Raw genomic sequence first — 14,129 nt, 5'->3', positions numbered from 1 at the left:
AACATGCTTGAACAACTGGCTCTGCTTTCCCTTGGCGAGGGTGGCTGGGGCATGGCATTGCTTGCCGGTGCCATGGTGACCATTTCCCTGGCCCTGGCTTGTGTCCCCTTTGGTTTGCCGCTTGGACTGCTGGTTGCAGTGGCCAGTCGCTCGAATAATGCGTTGGCCCGTGCCTGGGCGGCGACCTTTTCCACCGTATTCCGTGGCTTGCCGGAGCTGCTGACGCTGCTGATTGTCTATTACGGCTGTCAGATCGGTGTGCAAAAAGTGCTGGCCCATTTCGGCTACTCGACTGACATCACTATCAATGCATTCCTGGCGGCGATGGTGGCTTTCAGCATGGTACTGGCAGCCTTCTCCAGTGAGGTCTGGCTGGCCGCATTTAAAGTGGTCGGCAAGGGCCAGATGGAAGCAGCGCAGGCCCTCGGCTTGTCACGTACGACGACCTTTTTCAAAGTGACCCTGCCACAGCTGACCCGCGTGGCGCTGCCGGGCTTGTCCAATAACTGGCTGACCCTGCTAAAGGACACATCACTGGTTTCAACGATTTCGCTTGTGGACATCATGCGCCAAACCAACCTAGCGGTGAGCGCCACCAAAGAGCCGGTGCTGTTCTACCTCTGCGCCTGCTTGATGTACCTGTTCTTTGCGGCTGTATCTGGACGCATTTTTGCCTTTGCTGAAAAACGCTACGCACGCGGATTCGGAGGGTCTCACTGATGAGTCTGGAAGCTGTGCTGCATTTCTTTGTCGACCCTGAACTGTTCGACCGTTATGGCCCGCGCATGCTCGATGGGCTGTGGGTGACCGTTAAGCTGGTGGGCATTTCCTTCACCTTGGGCATGTTGCTGGGGCTGTTTATCGCCCTGGCGCGCAATAGTCGCTGGCGCATGCTGAGCAATGCCTGCGCTTTTTATATCTATGTGCTGCGAGGCACGCCGATTCTGGCCCAGCTATTCCTGCTTTATTACGGCGCTGCTGCGTTCCGGGATGTGTGGCAGGAGCTTGGGCTTTGGTGGTTCTTCCGCGATGCGTGGAACTGCACATTGCTTACCTTCACCCTCAATACAGCGGCCTATCAGGCGGAAGTGTTCCGTGGCAGCTTGTTGGCGATCGCGCCAGGGCAATATGAGGCGGCCCGCGCCCTGCACCTGAGCCGTAAGGACACGCTGCTTAAAGTGGTGCTGCCGCAGTCGATGCTGGTGGCGATCGGCCCTCTGGGCAACGAGATGATTTTGCTGATCAAGGCCAGTGCGATTGCATCGTTGGTCACCATCTACGACCTGATGGGCGTAGCCAAGCTGGGTTTCGCCCGCACCTTCGACTTCCAGATCTACCTGTGGGCGGCGGTGCTGTATCTGATTATCGTCGAGATTGTCCGGCGTTCGGTGCGGTTGCTTGAGCGACGACTGGCGAGGCATTTGGCATGAGTGTGAATCTTCAGGACACGTCAATGGACTATCAGATTGTGGTGCTCGGAGCGGGCATCGTGGGGGTTTCCACGGCGCTGCACTTGCAGGAGCGTGGTTATAAGGTTTGCCTGATTGATCGTAACGAGCCGGGTAACGGCACCAGCCATGGCAATGCTGGGCTGATTGAACGCTCCAGCGTCGTGCCCTATGCCTTCCCACGGAATGCCATGCGTTTGCTGCGTTATGGCCTCAACCAGCAGCCCGATGTGCGTTACAACCCGCTGTATGTGCCGCGCATTGCCAAGTGGTTGCTTAATTATTGGCAGCACTCTGCGCCCGGCCCCTTGCAGGTGGCGACCAACGCCATGTTGCCGTTGGTGGAGCGCAGCGTGAGTGAGCATGACTGGCTGATCAAACAGGCCGGACTGGAGCATCTGATTGAGTCTCGTGGCTGGATTGATCTGTATCGCGATCCAGCAGCCCTGTTAGCCGCACAACAGGATGCTGTAGGACTGACGCCCTATGGCCTTAAATTCAGCCTGTTGAATACTGAACAGCTGCACGCACTGGAGCCGCAGTTGAGCGCTGCGGCCGTTGGTGGTGTGCACTGGCAAGACCCCAAAACCGTGCGTGATCCAGGGGCGCTGGTGCGTGGTTATGCGGAGCTGTTCACCCGTCGTGGCGGGGCCTTCCTGCTAGGCGATGCCTACAGCCTTCGGGCCTCCGGCTCAGGCTGGATGGTTAATGCCGGGACGCGCACGCTGCAGGCGGAGCAGGCCGTTATTGCGCTGGGCCCACAGTCGGGCGAATTGTGTAAGCGTTTTGGCCATGACATTCCGCTGGTGGTTAAACGCGGCTACCACCTGCACTTTGCCCCTGTCGAAGGCAAAGCGCTGACACACTCGATTTGCGACAGCCAGGGCGGCTATGTACTGGCGCCTATGGCGCGGGGCATTCGTCTTACGACCGGCATCGAATTTGACCACCCAGACGCCCCGGCTAATGACATTCAGTTACGCCGTGCCGAGACGCTGGCGCGCAAGCTGATGCCGCTGGGGCCGTGCCTGGATGCCGAGCCTTGGCTGGGTAAACGACCCTGCCTGCCTGACATGCGGCCGGTTATAGGTCGCTCTGCGCGGCACCAAGGGTTGTGGTTCAACTTTGGCCACGCGCATCACGGCCTGACACTCGGCCCGGCCAGCGGCCGATTGCTGGCGCAGATGATTAATGCCGAAGCGCCATTTACTCCTACTGCGCCTTACAGCGCCGACCGATTTTGTTGAGCGCGTTGCAAGCGCGTTGATAACCGAGGGCAATCATGAGCAGTCGTCCCCTAAATCAAGATTCACCGGCTTTGGCAGTCGAACTGCGTGGGCTGCATAAATCCTATGGCGAGTGCCAGGTGCTGAAGGGCATCGACCTACAAGTGCGCGAAGGCGAGCGTATTGTCTTGTGCGGGCCGTCTGGCTCGGGCAAATCGACGTTGATTCGCTGCATCAATCGTATCGAGTCGATCAGCTCAGGGCAGATCCTGATTCACGGCCAAGACCCGGACAAAGACAGCAAGGCGCTGCGCAACGTCGGTATGGTGTTCCAGCATTTCAACCTGTTCCCGCACATGAGTGTGCTGGATAACTGCACGTTGGCGCCCATGTCTGTTCGCGGTTTAACCCGCCAGCAGGCCGAAGAGCTGGCCATGCACTACCTGAGCAAGGTGGGTATTGAAGACCAGGCACCTAAATTCCCCAGCCAGCTCTCGGGCGGCCAGCAACAACGTGTGGCCATTGCCCGTGCGCTGTGTATGGAACCTAAGATCATGCTGTTCGATGAACCCACCAGTGCACTGGACCCGGAAATGGTCGGCGAAGTGCTGGATGTGATGGTGCAACTGGCTGACAGCGGCATGACCATGCTCTGCGTCACGCATGAGATGGGTTTCGCGCGACAAGTGGCGCAGCGCGTACTGTTTCTCGAAGGCGGCGATATCGTCGAAGACAGCCCGCCGGAGGAATTCTTCACCGCCCCGAAAAGCCCGCGTGCGCAGGCGTTTCTGGCGAAGATTCTGCATTGATGCAACCGGTCGCCGCAGGGCGACCGGACAGTGCTGTCGATCAGGCGTTCGGCAGCAAGCGGCAGGTCAGGCTCTTGATGTAGCGGGTTTCCGGGATGGCCGGGTGAACCGGGTGATCCGGGCCTTGGGCGCCGCGCTCGAGCAGCTGGATATTGCGATCCAGATGGCGGGCGCTGGTCAGCAGGATGTTTTGCAGGTCATCCTCAGGCAGGTGCATGGAGCAGCTGGCGCTGACCAGAATGCCGTCTTTGTTGAGCAGGCGCATGGCTTGCTCATTCAGGCGGCGGTAGGCCGCTTCGCCGTTCTTCAGGTCTTTCTTGCGCTTAATGAAGGCGGGCGGGTCGGCGACGATCACGTCGAAGCGTTCTTCCGCCGCTTTCAGCTGGCGCAGGGCTTCGAATACATCGCCTTCAACGCAGGCGACTTTATCGGTCAGGCCGTTCAGGGCTGCGTTACGCTCTACGCCGTCCAGAGCGAAACCGGAGGCGTCTACACACATGACGTCGCTGGCACCGAATGCGGCGGCCTGCACGCCCCAGCCGCCGATGTAGCTGAACAGGTCCAGAACACGCTTGCCCTTAACGTAGGGCGCCAAACGTGCGCGGTTCATCCGGTGGTCATAGAACCAGCCGGTTTTTTGGCCTTCGATCACGGGGGCTTCGAATTTAACGCCGTTCTCTTCCAGCGCGACCCACTCAGGCACTGCGCCGAAAGCGGTTTCCACATAGCGGTTGAGGCCTTCGGCGTCACGGGCGGCGGAGTCATTCTTGAACAGAATGCCGCTGGGCTTGCACACCTGAATCAGGGCGTTAAGCACGTCGTCTTTGTGGCGCTCCATGGTGGCGGAGGCCAGTTGCACGACCAGAATGTCGTAGAAACGGTCAACCACGAGCCCTGGCAGCAGGTCGGAGTCACCGTATACCAAGCGGTAGCACGGCTGATCGAACAGGCGCTCGCGCAGAGACAGGCAGACGTTAAGACGGTGTACCAGCAGGGACTTGTCCAGCACATGCTTGGTGTCACGGGACAGTACACGGGCACAGATCAGGTTGTTAGGGCTGACTGCAACAATGCCCAGCGCTTTGCCGCCTGCGGCTTCGAGAATGGCCTGGTCACCGGCTGAAAAGCCAGTCAGAGGTGTGGCATTTACGTCAATTTCATTGCTGTAAACCCACAGGTGGCCGGCGCGAAGGCGTCGGTCCGCGTTGGCTTTCAGACGCAGGCTGGGCAGGGACATGCTGGGTAACTCCGGAAGTGTAAAGGGCCAATTATACCGGGTTGGAGGTAGGGCGGTGGTGACAAACCATCTGGACGCCAAGGCTTATTTGGTTAGACTGGGCGTTTACATCGCCTGGTCGTCTGACATGTCGCAAGAGCTTTCCGCCGAATATATTCAGCAGGTGCTACAGGGAATCAGTGTGCCGCCGCAGCCGCAAATCATGGTGGATTTGCAGATGGAACAAGTTATGCCTAGCCCTGACTTGCAGGCCATCGCCAAATTGATCAGCCAGGACCCTGGGTTGTCCGGTGCTCTGCTGAAACTGGTTAATTCCCCGACGTTCGGCTTAAGTAACCGGATTGCCTCCATTCAGCAGGCTGTAAACCTGTTGGGCTGCAATACGGTGATCAACCTGATTAACGCCCAGTCGATTCGTGGCGAACTGACTGACGAAGCCATCGTCACCCTTAACCGCTTTTGGGATTCGGCGCAGGACGTGGCCATGGCCTGTCTGAGCCTGGCCAAGCGTATCGGTTATCACTCGCCGGATGAGGCCTACACCTTAGGGCTTTTCCATAACTGTGGCATTCCGCTGATGATCAAGCGCTTCCCTGACTACATGACGGTGCTGGAAGAGGCCTATGCCAGCGCCAGTGATGAGCGCCGGGTGGTGGATACCGAAAACCGCTTGCTCAACACCAACCATGCCGTAGTCGGTTACTACACCGCAAAGTCTTGGCGTTTGCCTTTGCACCTGTGCGAAGCCATCGCCAGTCATCACAACGCCTTGGCGATCTTCTCTGATGAGACGAGCCGCGACGGGCAGCTGAAAACCCTGTTGGCCATTTTGAAAATGGCTGAAAACACCTGCGCTACCTACGGTGTGTTGGGCAATCAGGAAGTGGACTACGAGTGGCAAAGCATCGAACAGCTGGTGCTGGAGTATGTCGGCTTGTCCCAGTATGACTATGAAAACCTGCGCGAGAGCATCCGCGATCTGGGGATGCGCTAGTTGCTGTGCATTCCTGCTAAGGTGTCGCTCTGTTTAAACCGTTGAATTGCTGTCATGCCAGAACTACCAGAAGTTGAAACGACCCGCCGGGGTATTGAACCTTATCTGAAGGGACAGCGCGTCAGCCGGGTGGTTGTACGCGAGCGGCGCCTGCGCTGGCCGATTCCTGAAGACTTGGATGTGCGCCTGTCGGGGCAGCATATTGTTTCAGTGGAGCGGCGTGCCAAATACCTGTTGATCAAGGCTGAGAGTGGGTGTCTGATTGCCCACTTAGGCATGTCTGGCAGTCTGCGACTGGTCGAGAGTGGGTTGCCTGCGGCTAAGCACGAGCATGTGGATATCGAGCTGGAGTCGGGCATGGCCTTGCGCTACACCGACCCACGCCGCTTTGGAGCGATGCTCTGGAGCAGTAACCCTTACGAGCACGAGTTGCTGAGCAAGCTAGGCCCAGAGCCTCTGACCGGGGCGTTTGATGGGGAACGTTTATTCCAGATGTCCCGTGGCCGGGTGATGGCGATCAAGCCTTTCATCATGGATAACGCTGTGGTGGTTGGGGTCGGCAATATCTATGCAACGGAAGCGCTGTTTGCGGCGGGGATTGATCCACGCCGCGAGGCCGGTTCGGTCTCCAGGGCTCGCTACTTGAAATTGGCCGAGCACATCAAACGCATACTGGCCATCGCCATTGAGCGTGGCGGTACGACTCTGCGTGACTTTGTCGGTGGCGATGGACAGCCGGGGTACTTCCAACAGGAGTTGTATGTTTACGGCCGGGGCGGCGAGTTCTGTAAAACCTGTGGCAGCACTTTGCGTGAGGTAAAACTAGGACAGCGCGCCAGTGTGTACTGTCCACGGTGTCAGCGCTGAATCATTGAGGGCGTGATAATCACTGCCGCATACAAGAGCACAGCCAGATTAGGGACTGGCTAATAACTAGAGATGATCAGTCACAGGTCTGCCAGCCAGAGCCTGATAAAAAGAACAGAGGTAAAGATGTCTGGTAATTACTTGCCCCGCAACCGTCTGGTTGAGGGGATTGGCCATATGGTCATGAAACTTATGGGCTGGCGTATCGAAGGCGAGTTGCCAAAACTCGACAAGTTTATTGTCATCGGTGCGCATCACACATCGAACTGGGATTTCGTTTTATTTATCGCAGCCAAGTTTGTCTTGCGCCTTAATGCGCGTTGGTTTGGAAAACATACGATTTTTCGTTGGCCATTTCAGGGTATTTTGCAGCGCTGGGGCGGTATTGCTATCCGCCGTGAGCGGCAAGGTAATACTGTTGAACAGGCGGTGCAGGCCTTTAATGAGCATCGTCAGTTTGTGCTAGTGCTGTCGCCAGAGGGCACGCGCAAGAAAGTCGAACGCTGGAAAATGGGCTTCTACCATATTGCGATGGGAGCGGGTGTCCCGTTTGTTTTAGGGGCACTGGATTATAAAAACAAGCGTATTGTTTTGGGGCCGGCCTTTTACCCGACCGGTAATACAGAGGCTGACTTTAAGGAAATCTTCAGTTTTTATCGGGCCTATGTACCGAAAAAGCCTGAGTATGCATTTCACGGTGAGTAACAGTGCACAGACTATTATTTACCTGTGCGCTGTTATAGTTACACTTCATGCCGTCTGCTAATCGTCTAATAACACTTAAAAAGGACTGCTCCATGAACCTGTTCCGTACAACCGCTGTTGCTCTGGCGTTGACCACTGGCCTGATGGCGCTGCCGGTTCACGCTAATGCTGCGTCTGAGAATGTGAGTGGCGATCCTGTTTATCAGGTCGAGACGCCCAAAGCCTTTGCCATGACTGCTGACCTGCTGATCGCCCGCCCGCTGCTGATTGCAGCCAGTGCTGTTGGTGTGGGGCTGTTCGTCGTGACCCTGCCGTTTTCGGCCGGTGGCGGTAACATCAAAGAAGCTGCCAATGCGTTTATCGTTGAGCCAGGCGCTGCAGCGTTTGTTCGTTGCCTAGGCTGCACCACCTCAGGTTATAAGCGCGACTGATTCAGCAGATAACCTACGCACAGGCGAGGGTTTGATGCAGCACGGCAGCCTCCACATCACGTGAAGGCTTATTCGTACTGTTATGCCTCGCCTTGGCACGCCAGGAGGCATCCTGTCTCCGCAATCAATTATTCAGATAGTTGGCCGCTGTATTTTTTAGTAGTGGTTCTGACCTGCCGTGTGGATCGTTATACTTTTAGCGCTGGCCGTTAGTTTTTGGTTCAGTGAGAGCTGGGTGCAGTTGTGCGCCGGTTTAGCCTTGTTTCTGTTTGGTATGCAGTGCCTTGAAGAGGGGCTACGACAGCTGGCAGGTGGCAAGCTGGAACAGTTGTTGGCGAAAAGTACCGCCACACCGTTCAAGGGCATGATGTTTGGTGTATTTGGCACCTTTCTGCTTCAGTCCAGCACGCTGGTTTCGCTGTTGACCATTGCGTTTATCAGTACCGGTTTGATCCAGTTGGCGGGCGGCATTGCCATTCTTTTAGGGGCCAACCTCGGTGCAACCAGCGGGATTTGGCTCTTGGCGATGGCTGGGCAGAACTTCAGCCTGAGCCCCTTAGCGCTGCCGCTGCTGGTGCTGGGCGTGGTGGCGGGGTTCAACGGGCCCAAGAGCAAAGCCGCCGGGCGCATCGTGTTGGGCATTGCCTTTATCTTCCTGGGTATCGACCAGATCAAAGAGGGTTTCACCAGTTTCGGTGAAGGCTTTGATATGACCGAATACCAGCTGCCCGGGCTGATGGGCAGTCTGATGTTTGCCACTATCGGCATGTTGCTGACCGTGGTGCTGCAGTCCAGTCATGCCACGTTGATGTTGACCTTGGCGGCATTGGCCGGTGGGCAGGTCCAGTTGGATCAGGGCCTGGCGCTGGCCATCGGGGCTAATATCGGCAGCAGTGTCAGCACCGCCTTTGTGGGCGCCATGGGGGGCAATCGCAGTGGGCAGCGGCTGGCGCTGGCTCACGTGCTGTTCAATGTGCTGACCGGTGTCCTGGCCTTTATTTTGCTCACCCCGCTGACCTGGCTGGTGCATGCACTTGCTGAGCCGCTGGGGCTTGCAGACAACAGCCTGATTCAACTGGCGATGTTCCACACCCTGTTCAATGCCATGGGCGTCGTATTGTTCTGGCCTTGGCAGAAACAACTGGCGACACGTTTGGTGCGCTGGTTGCCGGATCCAGTTGAGCCGGCGGTGTTGATCAGCGAAATCGTGATGCCTGTGGAAAAGTCCACACCAGATATGCCGGTGACCACGGCCCGCTACCTAGATGAGAACGCCTTGGCCAGTGCCGATACGGCGGCTCAGGCCGTTGTGCAGGAGTTACAACACCTGGGCCGACTGAGTCTTGAAGTGATCTGCCACGCGCTTTATCTGCCGGTCGAGTTGCTCAACCGTGATCACCCCGACCGCAGCGCGTTGACTGCTGCGCCGGAACCTCATGCCCTGGACGCCGAGCAACTCTATCAGCGTCATATCAAGGGTGTTTATGGCGATTTGCTGGGCTTTATGGGACGCCTAGAAGTTAATCTGGATGAGGATCACCAACGCTTCTGGGTGAGCTGCCAGTTGGCTGCTTTGCAACTGGTGGATGCGGTCAAAGACGCCAAACATTTGCAAAAGAACCTCAGCCGTTACCTGAGAGACGAGCCGGGCGCTCCGCGCCAAGCGTACGTTGAGTTACGTGCTCACTTGTTGAGTGTGTTGCACGAGGTCCGCGAGCTGGGTCGTATGGATTTGCCTGAACAGGCCTGGAATGAACGCCTGGAGCTGTTTGATGAGATGGCGGCAGAGTTCGATAGCCGCTTCCGTCAGCGCCTTTTCGCAGACGTACGTGAGCAGCGGCTGACCGGGCAGCATGCCAGTTCGTTGATGAATGATTTGGGCTACACCAGCCGTATCACCCAGAGCCTGCGCAACGTGCTGATGCTCAGCCAGGGCGAAGGCAATGAGCAATTCCGCTCGCTACGGCAGATGCTTAACGAAGGCGGCCCGCTGATTGAGCTGAACTGATGCTTAGTGCGGCTCAGCCAGTCCAATTCCACGAGGGTCGCTGGCCGCTTCGAGGGTTTGCTTGAGCTTGTTCCAGCGCAGCACTTGATGGTTGCCATAAGGGCGGTTGGTGGCTTTGAGCTGATGCCCGAGTCCCTCCAGTTCACGGATTTGCTGCGGGCTGAAGGCGCCGGGCTCGTACTCAATTACATCGGGCTTGTACTGGTGATGATAGCGGGCAACGGCGGGCCAACGTGCGATGGGCTGGTTATCCAGGTATTCCAGCATGGCCAGCAGCACCATGCTGGGAATGCGGCTACCGCCGGGCGTGCCAAAACTGACCAATTCCTCGGGGCTTTCGATAAAGCTCGGCGTCATACTCGACAGCGGGCGCTTACCTGCGGCCACACTATTGGCCTGGCTGCCGCTTAATCCGTAGGCGTTGCTGCCTTGCACGTCGGCGGCGAAATCGTCCATCTCGTTATTCAGTAATAAGCCGGTGCCGGGGACGGTAAACGCTGCACCGAACGGCAAGTTGACCGAGAGCGTGGCGGCGACGGCGTTGCCGTCTGCATCTAAGACGCTGAAGTGGGTGGTGTGGTCCCCTTCATGCCAGGCAGGGCTGGGCGGCAGACTGCTGCTGGGGGTGGCTTTGGCCGGATCAATGGAGTTGACCAGAGCACTGAGGTGTTCCGGGGCCAGCAATTGAGCAACTGGATTGCGGATAAAGTCCGGGTCGCCCAGTAGTCCACGGTCGCGATAGGCACGGCGCAAGGTTTCGACGACCAAGTGGGTGCGTTGCACCTGCGTGCCTTGTTGCCAGGGGAGTTGTTGCAGCATCAGTAGGCTTTGGGCAACGGCGATGCCGCCCGCTGAGGGGGGCGGAGCGGTGATTAGCTCACGGCTGTGGTCTAGGCTCACCCGCAGCGGCTGGCGCTCAACAGCCCGGTAGTCAGCTAAATCCTGAAGGGTCCAGACACCACCGGCCGCGCGCACGCTATCGACCAGCTTGCGAGCCACTTCTCCGCTGTAAAAGCCTTTAAAGCCTTGTTCGCCTAATTGCTCAAGGGTACGGGCCAGTTCTGGCTGGCGGAACAGGGCGAGTTCTTCGGGCACTTCGCCGTTGTTGAGGAAAATGCGTGCGGTCTCTTTGTCCTTACGCATTGCCTCAAGGCGCCACTGTGCGCGTTCGATATACACCCGGTCGATGCTCACGCCGCTGCGAGCCAGTCGGATAGCCGGGGCCAGCGAATCGCGCAGGGGCAGGCGTCCATAACGCTGCGCCAACTCCACCAGCCCGGCAGGCAAGCCAGGAATGGCGGCCGCCAGGGCGCCGTTCAGGGACAGCTCTGGAACCACCTTGCCGTTCACCTGATACAGGGCTGCATGGGCAGCGGCTGGTGCACGTTCGCGGGCGTCGATGAAACGGTAGTCCGGCTTGTCGCCAGCTTTACGCAACGGAAAAAATCCGCCACCCCCAAGGCCTGATCCATAGGGTTCTACTACGGCCAAGGCTGCACTGATGGCGATGGCTGCATCGAAGGCATTACCGCCTTGGGCGATGGTCTCCAAGCCTGCTACGGTCGCAGCCGGATGGGCGGTGGCGATAGCTGTCTTGGCTGGATAGCTGGCTGCATAGGCATTGAGGGTGCAGAGCAGGATGAAGGCGGTGAAAATACGGCGGGGCATAAGGCGCATACGTCAGACCTCTACGTAGCGAAAGCTGAAAGTAGGGCGGGAGGTGTCTGGTTGGGACTTCAGACACCTTCAGCGTAGCCCGCCATGGGGATGATCAGGCTTTGCCGGTAATGATCAGGTACTTCTGCATCAGTTCATCGCGGCTTTCGACGTTATTGGCGTCGAGTGGAATGCAGTCGACCGGGCAGACCTGCTGGCACTGGGGTTCGTCGTAGTGGCCGACGCACTCCGTGCAGAGGTTTGGGTCGATCTCGTAGATTTCCTCGCCTTGGGAGATCGCCGAGTTCGGGCATTCCGGTTCGCAGACGTCGCAGTTGATGCAGTCGTCGGTGATGATCAGGGACATGAAATAACCACTCCTGCTGCTGCCAGAGGCGCAGCCTTTCGTGTGCAGATAATCGAGGGCGCAAATTGTGCCGTATCGGAGCCGCGCATGCACGCAACTCCGATGCGGTCAGGCTGAAAACCCTCAGGTTGATCAGCCCAGCGTTTGAAAGCTTAGCGCTTGAATCGCTCGGTAAGGGCTGCAGCGACGGCAGGGTGAACGAAATTGGAGATGTCGCCACCCAAGGCTGCGATCTCCCGCACCAGCGTCGACGAGATAAACGAGTACTTTTCAGACGGGGTGAGGAACATGCTTTCCACATCCGGCGCCAGTTGGCGGTTCATGTTGGCCAGCTGGAATTCATACTCGAAATCCGACACGGCACGCAGGCCGCGCACAAAAACGTTAGCCCCTTGCTCTTTGGCGAAGTCAGCCAGCAGGTTGGAAAACCCTACAACTTCCACATTAGGCAGGTGACTAGTGACCTCTCTGGCCAGCTCGACCCGTTGTTCAAGGGTGAACAGCGGATTTTTCTTGGGGCTGGCGGCTACTGCAATGATCACGGTGTCGAAGAGGCGCGCGGCGCGCTCGACCAGGTCGCCGTGACCTTTGGTAATGGGGTCGAAGGTGCCTGGGTATAGCACTCGATTCATCGTGATGTCCTGGCAGGTTCCGTTGGGGAGACGGATGGTAACGTAGCGTTTTGTCGCGGCCAAGAGAACCGTTTGCCTTGTGTGCTGTTCGGCACCCTTCCCGGAGTGCTGAACAGCACGTATTCAGGCGCTTTTAAGGCGTTCGGCGAGTTTCGTCGCCAATTTGGCCGTCAGTCCGTAAATCGACAGTTGGGGGTTGGCGCCGATGCTGGTGGGGAATAGCGAACCGTCGTGAATGGACAGGTTGCTGAGCTGATGGTGACGGCCCAGACTGTCGGTGACAGCTTGTTTGGGTTTTTCACCCATGGCGCAGCCACCCATGACGTGGGCACTGCCCAAGCGGGTGCTGTATAGCTCAAGGTTGAGGCTGTCGATCAGAAACTTTGCTTCTGCCAGGGTTTTTACGTAGCGCGAATTGGCATGCATGGGCATGACGTGCTGAGCACCGGCGGCAAATTGAATCTCTGCCATGGAGTAGAAGGCGCGGCGAATGCCATCCCAGGTGTAGTCGGTCATCTGGTAGTCCAGCACCGGTGTGCCATCGCTGCGCAGCTCTACAGTGCCCTCGGCACTATCAGGGTGAAAGCCGTCACGCATCAGTGCCAGCATCATGTTGGTGTGGGGCAGCTGTTCCATGCGCAGGGCATTGTCGATACCGAAACGCCCCAGTAACGTTGCCGCCAGCGCCGGATGCAGTGGCGGTACTTCCAGTTTGTAGGACATTTTTCCGCTTGGGCCATCCTTCCACTGGAAGTGATCCGAATAGATGGACTGTGGGGCGCCATAAAACGGGTTGATCTTCTGCTCAAACAACGCAGCTGAGAAGTTAACGGTATGCAGGAAGGTACGTTTACCGGCTCGCTTGTGCGGGTCAGGGGCATCCGAGCGCATTAGCAGCGCCGGGGTGTTGATACCGCCACCACTGAGCACGTAATGCCTCGCCTTGACGGTGATTTTCCGGCCATTGGGGGCGACACTGCGATCATCCATGGCTACGCATTCCAAGGCACTGACTTTATCGCCTGAAATGATGAGCTTTTCTGCTCGGGCCAGGTACAACAGCTCGCCGTTGTTCTCCAGCGTGGCGGGTATGGTGGTGACCAGCATGGATTGCTTGGCGTTGACCGGGCAACCCATGCCGCAATAGCCGAGGTTCCAGCAACCGCGCACGTTGCGGGGGATCACCGCCCATTCGTATCCCAATTTCTCGCAGCCAGTACGAATCACATCATTATTCGGGTTTGGCGGCATGATCCACGGCGCGACACCAAGACGCTCTTCCATTCGCTGGAACCAGGGCGCCATCTCTTCGGCACTGTGGCCGACAACGTTGTGCTCTTTAGCCCAGTGTTCCAGGGTGAGTGCGGGTGTGCGGAAACTGGAGGTCCAGTTGATCAGGGTGGTGCCCCCCACCGCTCGGCCCTGCATGATGGTGATGGCACCATCTTTACTCATGCGTCCGATACCTTCTTGGTACAGGCTGGTGTAGGCCTTGCCTTCGTGCATCTTGAAGTCGTCGCTGGTCTTTAGCGGGCCTTCCTCAATGATCAGCACTTTGTAGCCTGCGGCACTGAGAATTTCCGCCGTGGTGCCGCCGCCGGCGCCACTGCCGACGATGGCGACATCAGCCTCCAGGGTCAGATCATCGGTCAGGCTGGAACCGTCATAGGTTTTCCAGCCGCGGGCTAGGCCTTCTTTGAATATATCGGGTACCGGCATTGCTCTGTCCTCGGACGCTTGATGCCTTCA

Annotated in this window: 14 protein-coding genes; 9 read left to right on the top strand and 5 right to left on the bottom strand. The window is 57.8% G+C overall.

The genetic code is table 11. The annotated features are described in order from the left end of the window. Positions 1-3 precede the first annotated feature (3 nt). Genes WG219_19210 through WG219_19195 form a run of 4 tightly spaced genes read left to right on the top strand, consistent with a single transcriptional unit; the run spans position 4 to position 3,483 of the window. Complete coding sequence (locus WG219_19210) at positions 4-720, top strand: ABC transporter permease subunit (protein ID WXL25403.1); 717 nt, start codon at positions 4-6, stop codon at positions 718-720. Further along, positions 720-1,430: an ABC transporter permease subunit gene (locus WG219_19205; protein ID WXL25402.1), complete on the top strand. Its 711-nt coding sequence runs from the start codon at positions 720-722 to the stop codon at positions 1,428-1,430. Before WG219_19210 ends, WG219_19205 begins: the two co-directional genes overlap by 1 nt. Positions 1,431-1,453: 23 nt before the next feature. Beyond that, entirely contained in the window at positions 1,454-2,695 is a 1,242-nt protein-coding gene (locus WG219_19200; protein WXL28049.1) for an FAD-binding oxidoreductase, read from the top strand. Positions 2,696-2,730: 35 nt separating this feature from the next. Then, entirely contained in the window at positions 2,731-3,483 is a 753-nt protein-coding gene (locus tag WG219_19195) for an amino acid ABC transporter ATP-binding protein (protein WXL25401.1), read from the top strand. Between the two features lie 40 nt (positions 3,484-3,523). Here WG219_19195 and WG219_19190 read toward each other — a convergent pair whose 3' ends face one another. Next, the gene (locus WG219_19190; GenBank protein ID WXL25400.1) at positions 3,524-4,720 is read right to left on the bottom strand and encodes a class I SAM-dependent rRNA methyltransferase; all 1,197 of its coding nucleotides are present in this window, start codon (positions 4,718-4,720) and stop codon (positions 3,524-3,526) included. A gap of 181 nt (positions 4,721-4,901) precedes the next feature. On the opposite strand from WG219_19190, the gene WG219_19185 reads away from it, so the two are divergent. The 5 genes from WG219_19185 (at position 4,902) to WG219_19165 (ending at position 9,725) form a co-directional block, all read left to right on the top strand. After that, the gene (locus tag WG219_19185) at positions 4,902-5,714 is read left to right on the top strand and encodes an HDOD domain-containing protein (GenBank protein ID WXL28048.1); all 813 of its coding nucleotides are present in this window, start codon (positions 4,902-4,904) and stop codon (positions 5,712-5,714) included. 54 nt (positions 5,715-5,768) lie between these two features. Beyond that, positions 5,769-6,581: a bifunctional DNA-formamidopyrimidine glycosylase/DNA-(apurinic or apyrimidinic site) lyase gene (gene mutM / locus WG219_19180; protein ID WXL25399.1), complete on the top strand. Its 813-nt coding sequence runs from the start codon at positions 5,769-5,771 to the stop codon at positions 6,579-6,581. Positions 6,582-6,707: 126 nt separating this feature from the next. Beyond that, on the top strand, positions 6,708-7,286 hold the full coding sequence (locus WG219_19175; protein ID WXL25398.1) for a lysophospholipid acyltransferase family protein: 579 nt from the start codon (positions 6,708-6,710) through the stop codon (positions 7,284-7,286). A 92-nt stretch (positions 7,287-7,378) separates the two neighbouring features. Then, positions 7,379-7,717: a multidrug transporter gene (locus WG219_19170; GenBank protein ID WXL25397.1), complete on the top strand. Its 339-nt coding sequence runs from the start codon at positions 7,379-7,381 to the stop codon at positions 7,715-7,717. 178 nt (positions 7,718-7,895) lie between these two features. After that, on the top strand, positions 7,896-9,725 hold the full coding sequence (locus WG219_19165; GenBank protein WXL25396.1) for a Na/Pi symporter: 1,830 nt from the start codon (positions 7,896-7,898) through the stop codon (positions 9,723-9,725). Between the two features lie 3 nt (positions 9,726-9,728). Here the strand turns inward: WG219_19165 and ggt are convergent, their stop codons facing one another. From ggt to WG219_19145, 4 genes are all read right to left on the bottom strand, one after another. Further along, entirely contained in the window at positions 9,729-11,393 is a 1,665-nt protein-coding gene (ggt, locus tag WG219_19160; protein WXL28047.1) for a gamma-glutamyltransferase, read from the bottom strand. Positions 11,394-11,496: 103 nt separating this feature from the next. Then, complete coding sequence (locus WG219_19155; protein ID WXL25395.1) at positions 11,497-11,748, bottom strand: YfhL family 4Fe-4S dicluster ferredoxin; 252 nt, start codon at positions 11,746-11,748, stop codon at positions 11,497-11,499. Positions 11,749-11,900: 152 nt separating this feature from the next. Further along, positions 11,901-12,380 carry a pantetheine-phosphate adenylyltransferase gene (gene coaD / locus WG219_19150; GenBank protein ID WXL25394.1) on the bottom strand — a complete coding sequence of 160 codons (480 nt, stop codon included), beginning with the start codon at positions 12,378-12,380 and terminating at the stop codon, positions 11,901-11,903. Between the two features lie 123 nt (positions 12,381-12,503). Beyond that, positions 12,504-14,099, bottom strand: a complete 1,596-nt coding sequence (locus tag WG219_19145; protein WXL25393.1) for a GMC family oxidoreductase — start codon at positions 14,097-14,099, stop codon at positions 12,504-12,506. Between the last annotated feature and the right edge of the window lie 30 nt (positions 14,100-14,129).

It is taken from the genome of Pseudomonas mendocina, from assembly GCA_037482215.1.
Taxonomy (GTDB): Bacteria; Pseudomonadota; Gammaproteobacteria; order Pseudomonadales; family Pseudomonadaceae; genus Aquipseudomonas; species Aquipseudomonas mendocina_E.
This window is presented reverse-complemented; position numbering and strand designations above follow the sequence as displayed.